The organism is Chimaeribacter sp. YP20170169 (genome assembly GCF_056739715.1).
The window spans coordinates 1,810,502-1,830,645 of sequence record NZ_CP176824.1 but is presented as its reverse complement, the minus strand read 5'-3'; the positions used below and the strand labels follow the sequence as shown (position 1 = coordinate 1,830,645).

The 20,144-nt window shown below is 61.7% G+C and carries 21 protein-coding genes; 9 read left to right on the top strand and 12 right to left on the bottom strand.

Annotated features, from left to right (window positions below):
- Positions 1–11 precede the first annotated feature (11 nt).
- Positions 12–980, bottom strand: a complete 969-nt coding sequence (gene znuA / locus ACK3SD_RS08150) for a zinc ABC transporter substrate-binding protein ZnuA (protein ID WP_481127405.1) — start codon at positions 978–980, stop codon at positions 12–14.
- A 76-nt stretch (positions 981–1,056) separates the two neighbouring features.
- On the opposite strand from znuA, the gene znuC reads away from it, so the two are divergent.
- Both znuC and znuB read left to right on the top strand, forming a co-directional pair.
- Positions 1,057–1,833, top strand: coding sequence for a zinc ABC transporter ATP-binding protein ZnuC (gene znuC / locus ACK3SD_RS08145; protein WP_481127404.1), 777 nt, complete (start codon positions 1,057–1,059; stop codon positions 1,831–1,833).
- Positions 1,826–2,611 carry a zinc ABC transporter permease subunit ZnuB gene (gene znuB, locus ACK3SD_RS08140; RefSeq protein ID WP_137763071.1) on the top strand — a complete coding sequence of 262 codons (786 nt, stop codon included), beginning with the start codon at positions 1,826–1,828 and terminating at the stop codon, positions 2,609–2,611. The genes znuC and znuB overlap by 8 nt, the downstream gene beginning before the upstream one ends.
- 59 nt (positions 2,612–2,670) lie before the next feature.
- On the opposite strand, the gene ruvB is transcribed toward znuB, so the two are convergent.
- From ruvB to ACK3SD_RS08105, 7 genes are all read right to left on the bottom strand, one after another.
- On the bottom strand, positions 2,671–3,675 hold the full coding sequence (ruvB, locus tag ACK3SD_RS08135; RefSeq protein ID WP_481127403.1) for a Holliday junction branch migration DNA helicase RuvB: 1,005 nt from the start codon (positions 3,673–3,675) through the stop codon (positions 2,671–2,673).
- An 8-nt stretch (positions 3,676–3,683) separates the two neighbouring features.
- Positions 3,684–4,298: a Holliday junction branch migration protein RuvA gene (gene ruvA / locus ACK3SD_RS08130; RefSeq protein ID WP_137763069.1), complete on the bottom strand. Its 615-nt coding sequence runs from the start codon at positions 4,296–4,298 to the stop codon at positions 3,684–3,686.
- Between the two features lie 119 nt (positions 4,299–4,417).
- Positions 4,418–4,939: a crossover junction endodeoxyribonuclease RuvC gene (ruvC, locus tag ACK3SD_RS08125; RefSeq protein WP_481127402.1), complete on the bottom strand. Its 522-nt coding sequence runs from the start codon at positions 4,937–4,939 to the stop codon at positions 4,418–4,420.
- A 119-nt stretch (positions 4,940–5,058) separates the two neighbouring features.
- Positions 5,059–5,802, bottom strand: coding sequence for a YebC/PmpR family DNA-binding transcriptional regulator (locus ACK3SD_RS08120; protein WP_481127401.1), 744 nt, complete (start codon positions 5,800–5,802; stop codon positions 5,059–5,061).
- 21 nt (positions 5,803–5,823) lie between these two features.
- Positions 5,824–6,267, bottom strand: coding sequence for a dihydroneopterin triphosphate diphosphatase (gene nudB / locus ACK3SD_RS08115; protein WP_137763066.1), 444 nt, complete (start codon positions 6,265–6,267; stop codon positions 5,824–5,826).
- Positions 6,267–8,051, bottom strand: a complete 1,785-nt coding sequence (gene aspS / locus ACK3SD_RS08110; RefSeq protein ID WP_481127400.1) for an aspartate--tRNA ligase — start codon at positions 8,049–8,051, stop codon at positions 6,267–6,269. The genes nudB and aspS overlap by 1 nt, the downstream gene beginning before the upstream one ends.
- A gap of 73 nt (positions 8,052–8,124) precedes the next feature.
- Positions 8,125–8,343: an FmdB family zinc ribbon protein gene (locus ACK3SD_RS08105; RefSeq protein WP_137763064.1), complete on the bottom strand. Its 219-nt coding sequence runs from the start codon at positions 8,341–8,343 to the stop codon at positions 8,125–8,127.
- A gap of 223 nt (positions 8,344–8,566) precedes the next feature.
- Here ACK3SD_RS08105 and ACK3SD_RS08100 point away from each other — a divergent pair, with 223 nt between their 5' ends.
- The 5 genes from ACK3SD_RS08100 (at position 8,567) to cmoB (ending at position 12,300) form a co-directional block, all read left to right on the top strand.
- Positions 8,567–9,139, top strand: a complete 573-nt coding sequence (locus ACK3SD_RS08100) for a hydrolase (protein ID WP_481127399.1) — start codon at positions 8,567–8,569, stop codon at positions 9,137–9,139.
- A gap of 48 nt (positions 9,140–9,187) precedes the next feature.
- Positions 9,188–10,003 carry a DUF72 domain-containing protein gene (locus ACK3SD_RS08095; RefSeq protein ID WP_481127398.1) on the top strand — a complete coding sequence of 272 codons (816 nt, stop codon included), beginning with the start codon at positions 9,188–9,190 and terminating at the stop codon, positions 10,001–10,003.
- 87 nt (positions 10,004–10,090) lie between these two features.
- Positions 10,091–10,486 carry an MAPEG family protein gene (locus tag ACK3SD_RS08090; protein ID WP_481127397.1) on the top strand — a complete coding sequence of 132 codons (396 nt, stop codon included), beginning with the start codon at positions 10,091–10,093 and terminating at the stop codon, positions 10,484–10,486.
- 102 nt (positions 10,487–10,588) lie between these two features.
- The gene (gene cmoA, locus ACK3SD_RS08085; protein ID WP_481127396.1) at positions 10,589–11,332 is read left to right on the top strand and encodes a carboxy-S-adenosyl-L-methionine synthase CmoA; all 744 of its coding nucleotides are present in this window, start codon (positions 10,589–10,591) and stop codon (positions 11,330–11,332) included.
- On the top strand, positions 11,329–12,300 hold the full coding sequence (gene cmoB / locus ACK3SD_RS08080) for a tRNA 5-methoxyuridine(34)/uridine 5-oxyacetic acid(34) synthase CmoB (protein ID WP_481127395.1): 972 nt from the start codon (positions 11,329–11,331) through the stop codon (positions 12,298–12,300). The genes cmoA and cmoB overlap by 4 nt, the downstream gene beginning before the upstream one ends.
- Positions 12,301–12,392: 92 nt before the next feature.
- Here cmoB and cutC read toward each other — a convergent pair whose 3' ends face one another.
- Positions 12,393–13,151, bottom strand: a complete 759-nt coding sequence (cutC, locus tag ACK3SD_RS08075) for a copper homeostasis protein CutC (RefSeq protein WP_481127394.1) — start codon at positions 13,149–13,151, stop codon at positions 12,393–12,395.
- A gap of 166 nt (positions 13,152–13,317) precedes the next feature.
- Here cutC and ACK3SD_RS08070 point away from each other — a divergent pair, with 166 nt between their 5' ends.
- Entirely contained in the window at positions 13,318–14,460 is a 1,143-nt protein-coding gene (locus ACK3SD_RS08070) for a MalY/PatB family protein (RefSeq protein ID WP_481127393.1), read from the top strand.
- On the opposite strand, the gene ACK3SD_RS08065 is transcribed toward ACK3SD_RS08070, so the two are convergent.
- Positions 14,457–15,026, bottom strand: a complete 570-nt coding sequence (locus ACK3SD_RS08065) for a VOC family protein (protein ID WP_481127392.1) — start codon at positions 15,024–15,026, stop codon at positions 14,457–14,459. The genes ACK3SD_RS08070 and ACK3SD_RS08065 overlap by 4 nt on opposite strands.
- Before the next feature lie 712 nt (positions 15,027–15,738).
- On the opposite strand from ACK3SD_RS08065, the gene argS reads away from it, so the two are divergent.
- Positions 15,739–17,472: an arginine--tRNA ligase gene (gene argS, locus ACK3SD_RS08060; protein ID WP_137763055.1), complete on the top strand. Its 1,734-nt coding sequence runs from the start codon at positions 15,739–15,741 to the stop codon at positions 17,470–17,472.
- Positions 17,473–17,542: 70 nt separating this feature from the next.
- On the opposite strand, the gene murJ is transcribed toward argS, so the two are convergent.
- Both murJ and ACK3SD_RS08050 read right to left on the bottom strand, forming a co-directional pair.
- A complete protein-coding gene (gene murJ / locus ACK3SD_RS08055; protein WP_481127391.1) occupies positions 17,543–19,078 on the bottom strand; it encodes a murein biosynthesis integral membrane protein MurJ in 1,536 nt (511 codons plus the stop codon).
- Between the two features lie 132 nt (positions 19,079–19,210).
- Complete coding sequence (locus ACK3SD_RS08050) at positions 19,211–20,137, bottom strand: Gfo/Idh/MocA family protein (protein ID WP_481127390.1); 927 nt, start codon at positions 20,135–20,137, stop codon at positions 19,211–19,213.
- Between the last annotated feature and the right edge of the window lie 7 nt (positions 20,138–20,144).

The following is a 20,144-nucleotide window of genomic DNA, read 5'->3' as shown; positions in this document are numbered from 1 at the left end:
TTATCCTCTGTTTACTCCAGGCAGCTCACGTACTGGCGGGCTATTTGTGACAGGAAGGTCATATAGCTCTGTTTATCCAGTGTCAGCCCGCTGCCAAGTGGATCAAGGGTGCCCATTTTGACACCGGTCCCTTGCGCAACGGCTGTAATGACGGCCGGCCTGAATTGTGGCTCAGCGAAAACGCAGACCGCTTTTCGCTCAACCAGCTCTGTTCGAATGTGATGTAAACGCTGTGCACCGGGCTGAATCTCAGGGTTGACCGTAAAATAGCCCAGCGGGCTGAGGCCAAACTGTTTTTCAAAATACGTATAGGCGTCATGAAAAACGAAATACCCTTTGTTCTGCACGGGTGCCAGCATAGTAGCAATATTTTGCTGGCTTTGCGCAAGGTTAACCGTAAACTCACGCAAATTCGCGTCTAATTTGTCTTTGTTTTGCGGCATGAGTTCAATTAATTTGTCGTGAATTGCAATTGCTGCCTGTTTTGCAATCTCCGGAGAGAGCCACAGGTGCATATTGTATTCACCATGATGGTGATCTTCGTCATGGTCATGCGCATGATTTTCAGCTGCTTCTGCGCCATGATCGTGATGTTCCTCGCCTTGCTCATCATGATCGTGCGCATCCCGCACTAACAGCGGCTTTACTGTCGGCAGTGCGGCCAGTGAAAGCTGACAGCTGGCAGGCTGTTGCGCCAGACTTTTGGTCATGAAGGCCTCCATCTCCGGCCCGACCCACACCACCAGATCCGCCTTGTTGATGCGCAACACATCGGACGGACGCAGGGCATAGTCATGCTCTGATGCGCCATCTGGCAACAGCACCTCCGTCGGCGTTACGCCATCGGCAATTGCCGCAGCGATAAAGCCCAGCGGACGGACGGAAGTGACCACCGCGGCCGAGGCCGTGTTCAGAGAAGCGGCAACCAGAGCCGCTGCGCCCAAAAAGGCCACAGGCAACCAGCGCTTTTTTTGTATCATAATGAGTTATCTCGTCGTTTTATTTTGTGAAACGTAATATTATAACATTCGAATTTTACTGCAAGATGTAATCACTATGTCCACATTGGTCAACCTTGAGAAAGTGTCGGTTAGCTTCGGCAACCGGCAGGTTCTCTCCGATATTTCGTTGGCGCTGAAGCCGGGGCGAATCCTCACCCTGCTCGGCCCCAATGGCGCGGGCAAATCCACCTTGGTGCGCGTGGTGCTCGGCCTGATTGCGCCGACCGGCGGCCGTCTGGTACGTGAGGGCGGGCTGCGCATTGGCTATGTCCCGCAAAAATTGCACCTCGACGCCACCCTGCCGCTGACGGTCAGCCGCTTTATGCGCCTGAAACCGGGCGTGAAAAAAGCCGATATTTTGCCAGCGCTCAAGCGGGTGCAGGCGGCGCACTTACAGGATCAGCCGATGCAGAAGCTCTCCGGCGGCGAAACCCAGCGGGTGCTGCTGGCGCGCGCCCTGCTCAACCAGCCACAACTGCTGGTGCTGGATGAGCCGACGCAGGGGGTGGATGTCAACGGCCAGCTGGCGCTGTATGACCTGATCGATCAGCTGCGCCGCGAGCTGGGCTGCGCGGTGCTGATGGTCTCCCATGACCTGCATCTGGTGATGGCGAAAACCGATGATGTGCTCTGCCTCAACCAGCATATCTGCTGCTCCGGCACGCCGGAGGTGGTGTCGATGCACCCGGAGTTCATCGCCATGTTTGGCAACCGCGGCGCGGAGCAACTGGCGATCTACCGCCACCACCATAACCACCGCCACGATCTACAGGGCCGCATTGTGCTGAAAAGCCCCAAACAGGCGCGCGCAGGGAGCGTGAAAGATGATTGAATTGCTGTTGCCCGGCTGGCTGGCCGGCATTCTGTTGGCCGGCGCGGCCGGGCCGCTCGGCTCCTTTGTGGTGTGGCGGCGCATGTCCTACTTTGGCGACACGCTGGCCCACGCCTCGCTGCTGGGGGTGGCGTTTGGCCTGCTGCTCAACGTCAATCCGTTCTATGCGGTGATTGCGGTAACGCTAGTGCTGGCGCTGCTGCTGGTGTGGCTGGAGCGCAAGCCGCACCTGGCGGTGGATACCCTGCTCGGCATTCTGGCGCACAGCGCGCTGTCGCTGGGGCTGGTAGTGGTGAGCCTGATGTCCAATGTGCGGGTGGATCTGATGGCCTACCTGTTCGGCGATCTGCTGTCGGTCACCCTCAGTGACATCTGGATGATTGGGATTGGCGTGGCGGTGGTACTGGCCGTGCTCTGCTGGCAGTGGCGCGCCCTGCTCTCCATGACCATCAGCCCGGAGCTGGCGCATGTGGATGGGGTGAATTTGCAACGGGTACGCATCATCCTGATGCTGGTGACGGCGCTGACCATCGGGCTGTCGATGAAATTCGTCGGCGCGCTGATCATCACCTCCCTGCTGATTATTCCTGCGGCCACCGCGCGCCGCTTTGCCCGCACGCCCGAGCAGATGGCGACGGTGGCAGTGGGTGTCGGCATGGCGGCCGTTACTGGTGGGCTGGCCTTCTCCGCCTTCTATGACACGCCGGCTGGCCCCTCGGTGGTGCTGTGCGCCGCGCTGCTGTTCCTGCTGAGCCTGTACCGGCGGCAACCTGCCTGATCCCAACACAGTAAAAAGGCGCCTGCGGGCGCCTTTTCACTGTTTCACTTCGCCTGATTTTACTCGGGCCGTTCAATGCCAAAGTGCCGGTAGGCATGGAGGGTGGCGATGCGCCCACGCGGCGTGCGCTGGATAAAGCCCTGTTGGATCAGGAAAGGCTCCAGCACGTCCTCAATGGTTTCGCGCTCCTCGCCGATGGCTGCCGCCAGGTTGTCCAGCCCCACCGGGCCGCCGGTGAATTTGTCGATAATGGCCAGCAGCAGTTTGCGGTCCATAAAGTCGAAACCCTGCCCATCCACGTCCAGCATGTCCAGCGCCTTGCCAGCGACCGTGCCGTCAATGCTGCCATTGGAGCGCACTTCGGCGAAGTCACGCACCCGGCGCAGCAGGCGGTTGGCGATACGCGGCGTGCCGCGCGAGCGGCAGGCGATTTGGTGCGCGCCCTCTTCCGACAGCGACAGCCCCAGGCACTGGGCGCTACGGCTAACGATGTGTTGCAGATCCTTCACCTGATAGAACTCCAGCCGCTGCACGATGCCGAAACGGTCACGCAGTGGCGAGGTCAGGGAACCAGCGCGGGTGGTGGCACCCACCAGCGTAAAGGGCGGCAGGTCGATTTTGATCGAGCGGGCGGCTGGCCCCTCACCAATCATGATGTCGAGCTGGTAATCCTCCATCGCCGGGTAGAGCACCTCCTCTACCGCTGGCGAGAGGCGGTGGATCTCATCGATGAACAGCACGTCATGCGGCTCGAGGTTGGTCAGCATGGCGGCCAGATCGCCGGCTTTCTCCAGCACCGGGCCGGAGGTGGTGCGCAAATTGACGCCCATTTCATTGGCGACAATGTTCGCCAGCGTGGTTTTGCCCAGCCCCGGCGGGCCGAAAATCAGCAGGTGGTCCAGCGCGTCACCACGCTGGCGGGCGGCCTGGATAAAGATCTCCATCTGCTCGCGCACATGCGGCTGCCCGACGTACTCGCTGAGCATTTTCGGGCGAATGGCACGGTCAATCACCTCCTCTTCGGTGATGGCCGTGGAGGCGATCAGGCGGTCAGCTTCAATCATGGGTCACCTCACAGCGCGGCGCGCAGGGCGTCACGGATCAATGTTTCGCAGTCAGCGCCCGGCTTGGCCGCCTTGCTGACCAGTCGGCTGGCCTCCTGCGGTTTGTAGCCCAGCGCCACCAGCGCGGAGACGGCCTCGGCTTCGGCGTCCGCCTCCTGACGTGCCTCTTCCGCCTGCGGCAGCGGAATGTCGCTGACGCTGTTGAATAGGTCGCCGTTCAGGCCCTTGAAGCGATCTTTCATCTCCACCACCAGCCGTTCGGCGGTCTTTTTGCCGACGCCCGGTAGTTTCACCAGCGCGGTGATCTCCTCTTTCTCCACGGCACGCACAAACTGCTGTGCCGACATGCCGGAGAGGATGGCCAGCGCCAGTTTCGGCCCGACGCCATTGACCTTGATCAGTTCGCGGAACAGCGCGCGCTCCTGCTTGTCATTGAAGCCATAGAGCAACTGGGCGTCTTCGCGCACGATGAACTGGGTGAAGATCACTGCCTCCTGCCCCAGTTCCGGCAGCTCATAGAAACAGGTCATCGGCATATGCACTTCGTAGCCCACGCCCTGCGTTTCCAGCAGCACCAGCGGTGGCTGCTTCTCCAGAATGACTCCTCTGAGACGACCGATCACAATGTTCCCCTTCGCGAATGATGCCGGCCCCGGCCTGAAAATCGTGGTGGCGAGGCGGCAGAATAACTAACTGCGCTGTTTATAACATAAAAAAGGCTGGATGAATATCCAGCCTGTGGTCAGCGCAGCCTGCCGCGCGCCAACTGAAGCCGTTCGCTGCTCATCTTAAGCGTATTCTGGCTCAGATGGCAGTGGGTAATGGCGATCGCCAGCGCATCGGCGGCGTCGGCCTGGGGATTGGCGGGCAGCTTGAGCAGCGAGCGCACCATGTGCTGCACCTGGCTCTTTTCGGCCGCGCCGGTGCCGACCACCGTCTGTTTCACCTGACGGGCGGCATACTCAAACACTGGCAAGTCGTGGTTGACGGCGGCGACGATCGCCACCCCACGCGCCTGCCCGAGCTTCAGCGCCGAATCGGCGTTCTTCGCCATGAATACCTGTTCGATGGCGAAAAAGTCGGGCTGGAACTGGGTGATGATTTCGCATACGCCGGCGTAGATCAGCTTCAGGCGGCTCGGCAAGTCGTCCACCTTGGTGCGGATGCAGCCGCTGCCGAGGTAGCTCAGTTGCCGGCCCTGCTGGCGGATGACGCCATAACCGGTGATGCGTGAACCGGGGTCAATGCCCAGGATAATTGACATGGCGTCGGTTTGCCCTGTGGTTGTGCCTGCCGGGGCAGGCGGTGGGTGCCGTGGCACCCGGCCAAAAAAAAGATGCCGGACAGGTGTCCGGCATCGGGCCTTGCTGCGGGCGAAACGCCTTACAGGGTCGCGGCCACTTCGTCGGAAATTTCACCATTATGGTAAACTTCCTGCACGTCGTCGCAATCTTCCAGCATGTCGATCAGGCGCAGCAGTTTCGGCGCGGTCTCGGCATCCATGTCCGCCTTGGTGGACGGGATCATGGAGACTTCAGCGGAATCCGCTTTGAAACCGGCGGCTTCCAGCGCGTCTTTCACGTCACCCAGGCTCTCCCAGGCGGTGAAGACGTCGATGGCGCCATCGTCATAGCCGACGATGTCTTCCGCGCCCGCTTCCAGTGCCGCTTCCATCACCGTGTCTTCATCCAGGCCCGGCGCGAAACTGATCACGCCCTTCTTGGCGAAGAGGTAGGACACGGAGCCGTCGGTGCCGAGGTTGCCACCAGTCTTGGTGAAGGCGTGGCGCACTTCGGACACGGTACGGTTGCGGTTGTCACTCAGGCACTCAACCATAACGGCGGTGCCGCCCGGGCCGTAACCTTCATAGATGATGGTTTCCATGTTGGAATCATCTTCACCGCCCACACCGCGGGCAATGGCGCGGTTCAGGGTGTCACGGGTCATGTTGTTGGAGAGCGCCTTGTCAATCGCCGCGCGCAGACGCGGGTTTGAACCCGGATCGCCGCCGCCGAGTTTGGCGGCGGTCACCAGCTCCCGGATGATTTTGGTGAAGATCTTACCGCGTTTGGCATCCTGTGCCGCTTTGCGGTGTTTTGTGTTGGCCCATTTACTGTGACCTGCCATATGAATCTCCAAATAGCCTGTTCAGGCTGAATAATTAACAAACTCTTCTATCGCCTGCCGGTTGCTCCAGGACTTGGTCAGGGCCGCGGCATCCGCGGCGTCCAGCCACTGGTAGGCAAGGTGCTCCGCAATCATCACCTCACGCTGCGCGGGCAGCGCGAGGCAGAACCAGTGCTCTTTATTGCGGGTCACGCCCGGGGCGTAACGGTGGCGCAGGTGCGGGAAGATCTCGAACTCAATGCAACGCTGGCAATCCACCAGCGTCAGAGACTCGCCAGCAATGTTGATGCCGGTCTCCTCCATCACCTCTCGTTGCGCCGTCTGGTGCGGCGGCTCCCCGGCCTCCAGGCTGCCGGTCACCGACTGCCAGAAGTCCGGGTCATCCCGCCGCTGAAGCATCAGCACCCGGCCGGTGGACTGGGCGTAGATCACCACCAGCACCGATTCAGGGCGCTTATGGCCCATCAGGCTTGCTCTTCGCTGTCGCTGCCCTTTTTCACCACGCTGATTGCCAGCTCCTGCAACGATGCCGGGTTGGCGAAGCTTGGCGCCTCGGTCATCAGGCAGGCGGCCGCCGTGGTTTTCGGGAAGGCGATCACGTCACGGATGTTGTCAGTGCCGGTCAGCAGCATCACCAGACGATCCAGGCCGAAGGCCAGACCGGCGTGCGGCGGGGTACCGAACTTCAGCGCGTCGAGCAGGAAGCCAAACTTCTCACGCTGCTCGTGCTCATTAATGCCGAGGATGCTGAACACTGTCTGCTGCATCTCACCGCGGTGGATACGCACCGAGCCGCCGCCCACTTCGTAGCCGTTCAGCACCATGTCATAGGCATTGGCGATGGCAGCGGTCGGGTTGGCTTTCAGCTCGTCTGGTGTCATGTCGCGCGGCGCGGTGAATGGGTGGTGCATCGCGGCCAGGCCGCCCTCACCATCCTCTTCAAACATCGGGAAGTCCACCACCCACAGCGGCTCCCAAGTGCCTTCGCGGGTCAGTTGCAGATCGCGGCCCAGCTTCAGGCGCAGCGCGCCCAGCGCGTCGGTCACCACTTTGGCGCTGTCCGCGCCGAAGAACAGGATGTCGCCATCGGTCGCGCCAGTGCGCGCCAGCAGCGCGGCCAGCACCTCTTCGCTGAGGAACTTGGCCACCGGGCTTTGCACGCCCTCCAGGCCCTTCGCCGCCTCATTGATTTTAATATAGGCCAGGCCCTTCGCGCCGTAGATTTCGATGAATTTGCCATACTCGTCAATCTGCTTGCGGCTCAGTTGCGCGCCACCCGGCACACGGATGGCGGCCACGCGGCCTTTGGCGTCATTGGCTGGGCCGGAGAAGACCTTGAACTCCACGTCCTTCACCAGATCCGCCACGTCCACCAGCTCCAGCGGGTTGCGCAGGTCGGGCTTGTCAGAGCCAAAGCGGCGCATCGCCTCGGCGAAGGTCATGATCGGGAACTGGCCCAGATCAACGCCCTTCACTTCCAGCCACAGGTTGCGCACCAGCTTCTCCATCACCTCACGCACCTGCTCGGCGTTCATGAAGGAGGTCTCGACGTCGATCTGGGTGAACTCCGGCTGGCGGTCAGCACGCAGGTCTTCGTCACGGAAGCACTTCACGATCTGGTAGTAGCGATCGAAGCCAGACATCATCAGCAGCTGCTTGAACAGCTGCGGGGATTGCGGCAGCGCGTAGAACTTGCCCTTGTGCACGCGGCTCGGCACCAGGTAGTCACGCGCGCCCTCTGGCGTCGCCTTGGTCAGCATCGGGGTTTCGATGTCCAGGAAGCCGTGCTCATCCATGAAGCGGCGCACAAAGCTGGTGATTTTGGCGCGGGTCTTCAGGCGGTCAGCCATCTCCGGGCGGCGCAGGTCGAGGTAGCGGTACTTCAGGCGCTGCTCCTCGCTGTTGACCTGGTTGGAGTCCAGCGGCAGCGGCTCGGCACGGTTGATGATGTTCAGGCTGTGGGCGAACACTTCCACCCCGCCGGTCGCCATCTCTTTGTTGATCTGGCTCTCCGGGCGCGCGCGCACGGTGCCGGTGATCTGGATGCAGAACTCATTACGCAGTTCTGAAGCCTGAGCGAAAGCGGCCTGGTGGTCAGGGTCGAAGAACACCTGGACAATCCCTTCGCGGTCGCGCATATCAATGAAGATCAAGCCACCCAAATCGCGACGGCGGTTTACCCAACCACACAAGGTCACTTCCTGGCCCACATGGGACAGGTTCAACTGTCCACAATATTCAGTACGCATAACGATATCCTTTAACTCAGCCGATGAAACGGCGGGCGCTCGCCCGGCCGGTGCTGCTGTTTCTAGTGTGCTGTTACTTATCCGCGGCGGTCTTGCCGGTATTGCTGCCGCCCGGCTTGAAGTCGGTGGCATACCAGCCGGTGCCCTTGAGCTGGAAACCGGCCGCAGAGATGAGTTTGGTCAATGTCGGTTTGCCGCAGGCCGGACACTCGGTCAGGGGTGCCGCAGACACCTTCTGTAACTTTTCTAACCGGTGATCACAGGTCTGGCATGCATATTCGTAAATCGGCATCGCGTTTATAGTGTCATAGCTGGTGAAAAAAGGCGGTCATTATAAAGGAAATTCACGCGCCCGATAAGAGTGAAGCAGGGGTCTGGCACGGACAAAATGGCCGGCAGGCGCTTGTCACCACACATCATTTAACAAATTTGCCGCCCTTTTGCCCGCCCCGTAACATAAACTCGTGACGCGGGGCCACTGCCCCCTGATACCCACGCCAACTGAGGGAGCCACCATGCTGACACTTCGCCCTACCACCACCGCGCTGGTTCTGATTGACCTGCAACAGGGGATTTTGCCCTTCGCCGGCGGCCCCCACACCGCCCAACAGGTAGTGGACAACAGCGCCCGTCTGGCGGCGCGCTTCCGTGAGCTGGGCGCGCCAGTGTTTCTGGTGCGCGTTGGCTGGTCTGCGGGCTATGCCGAGGCGCTCAAGCAGCCGGTTGACCAGCCGACCCCCGCGCGCGCGCTGCCCGCCGACTGGTGGGAGTTCGCCCCGGCGTTGCAGGTGGCGGAGAGCGACATCAGCATCATCAAGCGCCAGTGGGGTGCCTTCTATGGCACTGACCTTGACCTGCAACTGCGCCGCCGCGGCATTGATACACTGGTGCTGGCCGGTATCGCCACCAACATTGGCGTGGAGTCCACTGCCCGCAGCGGCTGGGAGCATGGCTATACTCAGGTGATTGTTGAGGATGCGTGCAGCGCCCACAATGCCGAGCAGCATCTCGGCAGCGTTAACGTCATCTTCCCGCGCATCAGCCGGGTGCGCACTACCGACCAGGTGCTGGCCGCACTGGCGGAGTAACGTTTTACCCTGCGCCGCCCGGCGGCGCATTGCCGGAGGGACGCCTGCATGTATATTGGACTGCCACAGTGGCAGCACACCGCCTGGCACCGTATCGGCCTGCATACGCTGGCCGACTACAGCCGCTACTTCAACTGCGTGGAGGGAAACACCACCTTCTACGCCCTGCCGAACGCCGAAACCGTGCTGCGCTGGCGCGACATGACCAGTGACGATTTCCGCTTCTGCTTCAAGTTCCCTGCCACCATCAGCCATCAGGCCGCGCTGCGCGATTGCGATGCGCTGGTGGAGGAGTTCTTCCGCTGTCTGGCACCGCTCACTGGCCGCCTCGGCCAGCTATGGCTGCAACTGCCCGCCGCCTTTGGCCCGACCGGGCTGCCGGCGCTGTGGCGCTTTCTGGATGGCCTGCCCGCTGGCTTCAGTTACGGCGTGGAGGTGCGCCACCCGGCCTTTTTCGCCAAGGGCGAGGAGGAGCGGCGGCTCAATCAGGGGTTGCAGCAGCGCGGCATTAACCGCGTGATGCTCGACAGCCGCCCGGTGCACCATGCCGATCCGGCTAATGCGGCGGTGCGGGATGCCCAGCGCAAGAAACCCCAGCTGCCGGTGCACGCGCACTGCACCGCCGACCGGCCGATCATCCGCTTCATCGGCGGTGACCAACTGGCGGACAACCTGCGCTGGTTCACGCCGTGGTTTAGCAAGCTGGCCGACTGGCAGGCCGATCACCCGCCGTTCCTGTTCATCCACACCCCGGATTGCAGCGACGCCCCGCAGCAGGCGCAGAAGATCTGGCAACAGCTGCAACAGCGGCTCCCCGCCGTCGACCCCGCGCCAGACTGGCCGGAGCAGGCCGCCCTGTTCTGACGCACCGATTTTCAGTACTTTCTGCAAGACAGCGCGATCGGGCGCGCGTATCATTCGTGCGCAAAACAGAGAATCACAGGGGTGGACATGGTTAGCGCGCTATATGTGGTGCTGGGCGCATTGTTGTTGATTAAGCTGTCAGTGGATGTGGTCAGGCTGCGGATGCAGTACCGGGTGGCCTATGGCGATGGCGGGTTCTACGAGTTGCAGACTGCCATCCGGGTACACGGCAACGCCGTGGAGTATATTCCCATCGCCGTCCTGCTGCTGGTGATGATGGAGATGAACGGCGCGGATATCTGGATGGTACACCTGTGCGGCCTGATGCTGCTGTGCGGGCGACTGTTCCACTACGCTGGCCTCAAGCAGCGGGAGTTCCGTTGGCGGCGCACCGGCATGGCCGCCACCTATGCCGCACTGCTGCTGATGGTGGGCGCGAACCTCTACTTCCTTCCCTGGAGCCAGATCCTGACCCTGCGCTGAGGCCAATCCGCGCAAATTCTTGCTTTATGCCGCTGGCCGCATGATTTCCGGCGGTTATCTGTTAGAATATGCCCCCTCATTTTTTCGATCAGACACAGCGCTATGCCAAACCGCGATACCCTATTCTCCGCGCCGATTGCCAAGCTGGGCGACTGGACCTTCGACGAACGCGTTGCCGAAGTGTTCCCGGACATGATCCAGCGCTCGGTGCCGGGTTACTCCAATATCATCTCCATGATCGGGATGCTGGCCGGCCGCTTTGTGCAGTCGGGCACGCAGGTCTATGACCTCGGCTGTTCGCTGGGGGCGGCGACGCTCTCCATGCGCCGCCATATCAACGTGCCGGGTTGCCGCATCATCGCCGTGGATAACTCGCCAGCGATGGTGGAGCGCTGCCGCCGCCACATTGATGCCTTCCGCGCCGAGACGCCGGTTGAGGTGCTGGAGGCGGACATCCGCGACATCAAGGTGGAGAATGCCTCGCTGGTGGTGCTGAACTTTACCCTGCAATTCCTGAAGCCGGCGGATCGCCAGCAGCTGCTGGATGCCATCTATCAGGGCCTGCGCCCCGGCGGCGCGCTGGTGCTGTCGGAGAAGTTCAGCTTCGAGGATGCCGACATCGGCGAACTGCTGTTTAACATGCACCACGACTTCAAGCGTGCCAACGGTTACAGCGAACTGGAGATCAGCCAGAAGCGCACCATGCTGGAGGATGTGATGCTGACCGATTCGGTGGAGACCCATAAGGCGCGGCTGGCGCAGGCGGGCTTTGAGCATGTGGAGAGCTGGTTCCAGTGCTTCAACTTTGGCTCGCTGCTGGCGCTGAAGGCGGGGGACGCGGCATGATCGAGTTTGGCAACTTCTACCGGGCGATCGCCACCGGCCCCCTCAGCCACTGGCTGAACACCCTGCCCGCCCAACTCAGCGCCTGGCAACAGGAGTCGTTGCACGGCAAGTTCCGCCAATGGTTCAACGCCGTGGATCGGCTGCCAACGCGGGTGCCTGACCGCCTCGACCTGCTGCACGGCGTGCGGGCCGAGAGCGAGACGCCGCTGAGCGACGGCCAGCGTGCCGGGCTGGAGAATCTGCTGCGCAACCTGATGCCGTGGCGCAAAGGCCCCTTCTCGCTGTATGACATCCATATCGACACCGAGTGGCGCTCTGACTGGAAGTGGGAACGGGTGCTGCCGCATATCTCACCGCTGGCTGGCCGCACCATTCTGGATGTCGGCTGCGGCAGTGGCTACCACCTGTGGCGCATGGTGGGCGCGGGCGCGCAGATGGCGGTCGGCATCGACCCGATGCAGCTGTTCCTCTGCCAGTTTGAGGCGGTGCGCAAGCTGCTGGGCAACGACCAGCGCGCGCACCTGCTGCCGCTCGGCATTGAGCAGTTGCCGGAGCTGGCGGCCTTCGACACCGTCTTCTCGATGGGCGTGCTCTACCACCGCCGCTCGCCGCTTGACCACCTGTTCCAGCTCAAGAACCAGCTGGTCAGCGGTGGCGAACTGGTGTTGGAGACGCTGGTGATTGAGGGTGACAGCAATCAGGTGCTGGTGCCGGGTGACCGCTACGCGCAGATGCGCAACGTCTACTTCATCCCCTCCGCCGAGGCGCTGAAGGGGTGGCTGGCGAAGTGCGGCTTTGTTGATATCCGGCTGGCGGATCTCTCTGTCACCAGTCTGGAGGAGCAGCGCCGCACTGACTGGATGACCAGCGAGTCACTGGCCGAGTTCCTCGACCCGCAGGATCGTACCTTGACCGTCGAGGGCTACCCGGCCCCACGCCGGGCGGTATTGGTGGCACGCAAGCCCTGATCGCGACGAAAAAAAGCCCCGACAAAATGGACGGGGCTTGGTACGGGCGCAGTACACGCAAAGGGTCTGACGACCCAGGTAATCACCGCCGCTCAGGCGCTGCGCGACAGCGGGCGGCCGACCGCCAAAGCACTCTTCATGGCGGCCACCACATCGGCATCCACGCAGTAGCGGCTGAACTCATCAAATTCCGGATCGGCACACAGTGACACGCCCGCCTTGCGGAAGCGCACCGGCGAGGCCATGCTGCTGCCGGCGGAGCTATGCACCTCCTGGATGCCAATATCAATAAACTTTTGCAGGTTGGTCAGGCGGATGCCGCCGCCGGCCATGATCACTGGCCCCTGGGTGGCGCGCACCAGATCGCGCAGCAGCACCAGCCCGAGTTCGGCGCTCTGCTGCTGCCCTGAGGTTAAAATGCGCGCAACGCCGAGTTGCGTCAACTGTTCCAGTGCCACCATCGGTTTTAGGCACATGTCAAACGCCCGATGGAAGGTCACGGCCATGCCATTGCAGAGCGCCATGATCTGCCGCATCCGCGCCAGGTCAATGTGCCCCTCCTCATCCAACAAGCCAATCACCACACCCGGAAACCCGAGGTCACGCAGGCAAGCGACATCATTTTTAATCGCGTTGAACTCATAGCTGTCGTAGCAAAAGTCGCCGCCACGCGGGCGCACAATTGGGTAGACCGGCACGGAGAGCAGCTCGCGCGCCGCAATCAGCGTGCCGTAGCTCGGCGTCACGCCCCCCTCTGGCTGGCTGGTACACAACTCAATGCGATCCGCCCCCGCTCGCTCCGCCGTCAGCGCACAGGCCAGGCTATAGCAACACACTTCCAGTTTCGTCATTCCTTCTCCCCTCTTCGGCCCACATGCTATAACCCGTATGGCGGGTTAACCGTCAAGATGGCCGGCCGCTGGTTGGGCCAACCGGTCGATTTTGCGGCGAATCCGCAGAAAAATGTCTCGCGCTGATGAGAACGTGCTGCTTTCCGTCAGGCAGGAGAGGGTAACTATGGCATTCAATTTCGACTTACGAGTAGATCGCAGTCACAGCGATAGCATCAAATGGCATAAATATCGCCACCAGCCGGTGATCCCGTTATGGGTGGCTGACACCGATTTTACCGCGCCGCCGGCGGTGATTGAGGCACTGCATCAGCGGGTGGAGCACGGGATATTTGGCTACGGCGGCCCGTCGCCGGAGTGGAAAGCGTTGATTGTTACGCGGATGCGCGATCGCTACCAGTGGGCGATCCAGCCGGAGTGGATCGTGACGCTGCCGGGGCTGGTGTGCGGGTTGAACCTGGCGCTACGCGCCTCGACCGACGCCCATCAGGCCAGTATCACCCCTTCGCCCATCTATCCGCCCTTCAGGCAGGCCGCGGCCCACGCCGGGCGCCAGCAGTATCTGGCCCCGGTACGCGAGCAAGAGGGGCGCTGGCAACTTGACCTGGCGGCGTTGGAGCCAGAACTGACCGGCGATCAGGCGCTGCTGTTTTTGTGCAACCCGCACAATCCCGGTGGCACCGTCTATCGGCGTGAGGAGCTGGCGCAGCATCTCGCCTTTGCGCAGCGCCACAATCTGGTGGTCTGCTCGGATGAAATTCACTGCGATTTGGTACTGGAGCCGGGCCTGCGGCACATTCCGTTCGCCTCGCTGGACGCGGACGCCGAGCAGCGCACCATCACGCTGATGGCACCGTCAAAGACCTTTAACCTTGCCGGGCTGGGGGCCTCGTTTGCCATCATCGCCAACCCTTCACTGCGGCAAGCGTTCAAGCGGCAGATGCAGGGTATCGTCCCGCATGTGGATGTGCTGGCGCAGGTGGCGGCCACGGCGGCCTACCGGGAGGGCGAGGCGTGGCTGGCGGCACAGCTTGAGTACCTGCGCGCCAACCGCGATGAGGTGGTGCGGCGCATCAACGCCCTGCCCGGCCTGCGGCTGCTGCCGATTGAGGCGACCTATCTGGCGTGGATTGATGCCCGCGATCTGCCGGTGGAGAACCCCCACGCTTTCTTCCTGGCGGCGGGGGTCGGCCTGACGGATGGCAAGGAGTTTGGTGACGCGCGCTTTGTGCGGCTCAATTTTGGCTGCACGCGCGCGCTGCTGGATGAGGCGTTGTCACGCATTGAGCGCGCCGTCGCCGCGCTTTAGCCCTGCTCGCTGGCAACAATCTCCCGCAGGGTGTGCGGATGGAACTTGATGGTCACGGAGCCGTCGCTGACCGCCAGCGTTGGGTTTGGCAGGCGTTCGTTCTCGCCCTGTGGCGAGCTGTACTTCAGCTTGATGCCGGGTGCCAGCAGCGCGTCGTCAGAGAGATGGGTCAGCGCGCGCGCATAGAGGGTCTCCGGATCGCCCGGCAGCACCAGTTCCACATGCTCCCACCCCTCGTGGGGATAACGGCGCTCGCCCGGATAGGGCAACTCAATCAGGTCAATCTGCCAGGAGCAGATCCGCAGCGGCTGCGCCAGATCGTAGAGGCAGATGGCGCGCCCATTGATCTGGTTTTCAGAAAGCAGGGTGCCGCACTGCTCAAAACCCCGCCGCCAGCGTTCGGCGGTGGCTACCTGATGGCAGCGCACCGAAATGTGGTCTGCCGTAAATTGCGGCAAGTTCAGGTGCAGTTTCTGGGCGAAGGTTTCCAGCACCAGCTCAAAACGGCTGAGGTCAGCCGCCAGATCGTCCAATTCGGCGATGCCCGCCAACGGGGATAACGACATCTTTTTGTTCTCTCAGGTCAACAGCATAAAGCCCTAATTTACACGCCCACCATGTCGCGTGCCAGCCTCCCCACGCTTTTCCTCTGCCCCACACCGCCTTGCCGCCCCACTATGTTGAAAAAGGGCAGTTATCCCCCTACTTCGGCAAATTGCTGCAAAAATAGCCTGAAATTTCATATTTCACCGAATGAAATTTTATAAGTTATGGATTTAATTAGGAAAAATCGCAATTTCACTTAAGACTTTTCTTAAAGAATTGGTGCCAGATTGTAACGGTTTGGTAATTGGGATAACTTATTTTTAGTTTACTAATGAGTGAGATACCAATCATGCTGTTATTGACTGCTTGCCTGCTGCTGCTGGGAACCGCCTCTTTCGCGATGTACCGCCACTTTAGCCTGATCAAAACGACCCAACTGAGCACTGACCGCCGGATGCGCAAACATTAATCAACTATTTCATTGCGCCCTCCCGTTTACTTTTTCCCCTTTCCCATACCTCTCTTCTGGATACTTGATGCGGCGCCACCTAGTGCGCCGCGCACCTGCCTGACTGGCGGCTTGCCATACTGACGTCGCGGATCGGATCAGGTATAATTGCCGTTTGCTTAACGTCTTGCCCTGACAGCGTATTTATGTGCATCTACGGCAAGCGTCCTATGATCTCAGGCGGCCGCCACCTCACGGCCCCTACCAGCAATAAAGGTATCCCGGTGAATATACAGGCACTTCTTTCCGAAAAAGTCAGCCAGGCGCTGATTGCCGCAGGCGCTCCCGCTGACAGCGAGCCGCAGGTGCGTCAATCCGCCAAGGCCCAGTTTGGTGACTATCAGGCCAACGGCGTTATGTCCGTCGCGAAAAAGCTTGGCATGCCGCCCCGACAACTGGCGGAAAAAGTTGTGGAAGCCCTGGATCTCGACGGCATCGCCAGCAAGGTTGAAATCGCCGGCCCTGGCTTCATTAACCTGTTCCTGGAGCAAAGCTGGGTCGCCCGCCAGGTTGACCATGCGCTGAGCGCGCCGAAGCTTGGCATCACGCCCGTCACCCCGCAGACCATCGTGGTGGACTACTCCGCGCCCAACGTGGCGAAAGAGATGCACGTCGGCCATGTGCGCTCCACCATCATCGGCGACGCCGCGGTGCGTACGCTGGAGTTCCTCGGCCACAACGTGATCCGCGCCAACCATGTGGGCGACTGGGGCACCCAGTTCGGCATGTTGATCGCCTATCTGGAGAAAGTGCAGAACGAGCACGCCGAGGACATGGAGCTTTCCGATCTGGAGCGCTTCTACCGTGAGGCGAAGCAGCACTATGATGAAGACCCGGCCTTTGCCGAGCGCGCCCGCGCCTACGTGGTGAAGTTGCAGGGTGGCGACGAGTACTGCCGCCGCATGTGGCGCAAGCTGGTTGACATCACCATGGCCAAGAACCAGCTCACCTACGATCGCCTGAACGTCACCCTGACTGAGCGCGATGTGATGGGCGAGAGCCTCTACAACGCCATGCTGCCGGGCATCGTCGCTGACCTGAAGGACAAGGGGCTGGCGGTGGAGAGCGAAGGCGCAACCGTGGTGTTCCTCGATGAGTTCAAGAACAAAGAGGGCGAGCCGATGGGGGTCATCATCCAGAAGAAGGATGGCGGCTACCTCTACACCACCACCGACATCGCCTGCGCCAAGTACCGCTACGAGACGCTGGGCGCGGATCGCGTGCTCTACTACATCGACTCCCGCCAGCACCAGCACCTGATGATGGCGTGGTCCATCGTGCGCAAGGCGGGCTACGTGCCGGACTCCGTGCCGCTGGAGCACCACATGTTCGGCATGATGCTGGGCAAGGATGGCAAGCCGTTCAAAACCCGCTCCGGCGGCACGGTGAAGCTCTCTGACCTGCTGGATGAGGCGATTGAGCGCGCCGGCAAGCTGATCCGCGAGAAGAACCCGGATCTGGGCGAAGAGGAGCTGCAACAGCTGGTGAACGCCGTCGGCATCGGCGCGGTCAAGTATGCGGATCTCTCCAAGAGCCGTACCACGGACTACATCTTTGACTGGGACAACATGCTGGCGTTTGAGGGCAATACCGCCCCTTACATGCAGTATGCCTATACCCGCGTGGCCTCTATCTTCAAGCGCGCCGAGATTGACCCGGCCACCGTGCTGGCACAGCCCGTGCTGCTGGGTGAAGAGCGTGAAGTGGCGCTGGCGACCCGCCTGCTCCAGTTCGAAGAGGTGCTGACCACCGTGGCGCGTGAAGGGACACCGCACGTCATGTGCGCCTACCTCTACGATCTGGCGGGCCTGTTCTCTGGCTTCTACGAGCACTGCCCAATCCTGAGCGCGGAGAGCGAGGCTACTCGCCTTAGCCGCCTGAAACTGGCGCTACTGACGCAGAAGACGCTGAAGGCCGGTCTGGATACGCTGGGCATCGAGACCGTCGAGCGCATGTAATCCCCTTCCCGCGCGGGAAGCGGCCACAAAAAAGGGCGACATAATGTCGCCCTTTTTTTATGCCGTGTCGCTATACCGTGCGGCGGGCAAAGTCACGCGGGCGGAAGCCCAGTAGCGCCAGCACGCCGAAGTAAGCAATAACCCCGGCCACCACCACCGCCGCCAGACGCAACAGGCGCAGCGGCATGGTGCCAAGATCCCAGGCCGGCATCAGCCACATCGCCCCGACCAGCACCGCCGACATCACCAGTACCGCCACCACCAGACGCATCAGGAAGGCCGCCCAGCCCGGCTGCGGCTGGAAGATCTGCTGCTTGCGCAGTTGCCAGTAGAGCAGCGCGGCGTTCAGGCAGGCCGCCAGACCGATGGAGAGCGACAGGCCAGCATGTTTGAACGGGCCAATGAACGCCAGGTTCATCAGCTGGGTCATCACCAGCGTGATCATCGCAATCTTGACCGGGGTTTTGATGTCCTGACGCGAGTAGAACCCCGGCGCCAGCACTTTCACCACAATCAGCCCCATCAGCCCGACCGAGTAGGCCACCAGCGCCCGTTGGGTCATGGCGGCGTCAAAGGCGCTGAACTTGCCATACTGGAACAGCGCGACGGTCAGCGGCTTGGCGAGGATACCCAGCGCCACCGCGCTCGGCAGCGCCAGCAGGAAGCAGAGGCGCAGGCCCCAATCCATCAGGCGCGAGTACTCATCATGGTTGCCGCTGGCAAAACTTTTCGCCAGCGAGGGCAGCAAAATGGTGCCGAGCGCCACCCCCAGCACCCCGGAGGGGAACTCCATCAGCCGGTCGGCGTAGTACATCCAGGAGACCGAGCCAGAAGCGAGGAACGAGGCGAAGATGGTGTTGATGATCAGCGAGATTTGGCTCACTGACACGCCAAGGATCGCCGGCCCCATCTGGCGCATCACCCGCCAGACACCGGCATCATTCAGGTTGAGGCGCGGCAGCACCAACATGCCGATTTTGCGCAGGTGCGGCAACTGGTAGCCGAGTTGCAGCACCCCGCCCACCACCACCGCCCAAGCCAGCGCCAGTACCGGCGGGTGGAAATAGGGAGCGGCGAACAGCGCAAAGCCAATCATGCTGATGTTAAGCAGCGTCGGCGCAAACGCCGGGATGGAGAAGCGGTTCCAGGTATTGAGAATCGCCCCCACCAGCGACGCCAGCGAGATCAGCAGGATATAGGGAAAGGTGATGCGCAGCAGCGAGGAGGTGAGCGCGAATTTGTCAGCCGTGTCGGCAAAGCCCGGCGCGGTCACGAAGATCACCCAGGGCGCGGCCAGCATCCCCAGTATGGTCACCAGCGCCAGCGCCAGCGTTAACAGGCCGGAGACATAGGCAATAAAGGTGCGGGTCGCCTCCTCCCCCTGCTGGCTTTTGTATTCCGCCAGGATCGGGACAAAGGCTTGGGAGAAGGCCCCCTCGGCAAAGATGCGGCGCAACAGGTTGGGCAGTTTGAAGGCCACGAAGAAGGCATCCGTCGCCATACCTGCCCCAAACACCCGCGCCACGATGGCATCACGCGCAAATCCCAGCACACGTGAAAACATGGTCATCGAACTGACGGCAGCTAATGATTTAAGTAGGTTCATCTCTTAGTTTCAATTATGCGCCCCAAACAGCGACGCCCGCATCCGCGGGCGTCAAAGGTGGGCCGCCAGGCTCATGGTGCGCTTAGTCTACGGATAACGCGCGCAATAGCCAGAGCCAGTTGTATCAGCCGGTTACTCCGGCAGCTCGCCGTGATAGAGCAGCTGCTCAATGATGCGCTGGGCGAACAGCGCCTGTTCGCCCGAGGTCTCCGGCGCGGTCTGGTTGCTGACGCACTGGATGAAGTGGCGCACCGCGCCATCAAAGCCGCGCTGCACCAGCACCCCCTGCCAGCTCGGTGCCGGCTGTTCGCTGATCTGCCCCGCGCGCTCCTGCATCCAGTGGCGCATCTCCGACACCTGATACAGCGCGCCGTCACAGATCGCCTCCACCCGCTCACGCTGGCTGCCGGCGCGACGGTGCATACTGGTGGTGACCAGCGTCTCGCCGCAGCGGAAGTGGTGCTCGGCGTAGAGCATCTGCCCCTCAGGCGTCAGGCGCAGGTCGCCGCCCTCCAGCGTGGCGTCAAAGCCGCCCAGCCACAGTGCGGTGTCAATTACGTGCAGGTAGTCATCCAGCAGCGTGAACCGCAGGTCATGCGGGCCAACGCTGTCGGTGCGGTGCTTCTCCATGCGCAGCGAGGCGGGCTGGTGCAGGGTGTCACGCAGCTGGCGGTAGCGCGGCGCAAAGCGGCGGTTGAAGCCCACCATCAGCGCCACGCCGTTCTCCCGCGCAATCTCCACCAGGTGCTCGGCCTGCTCCAGCGTTTCGGCCAGCGGCTTATCGACGTAGACATGTACCCCGCGGTTGAGCAGATCGCTGACCACGTGGAAGTGGCTGGCGGTACTGCTGTGGACAAATACCGCGTCGCACTGCTGCGCCAGCTCATCCAGCCGGCCAAAGTGCGCCATCCGGTAGCGGGCGCAGATCGCCGCCGCCTTGGGCGCATTGGGCGAGAAGCCCCCGGCCAGCGTCCAGTCGCTGGCATCCGCCAACACCGGCAAATAGGCTTTCTGGGCGATGTCGCCCAGCCCCACCACACCCACACGCAATGTCGTCATCGTCTGC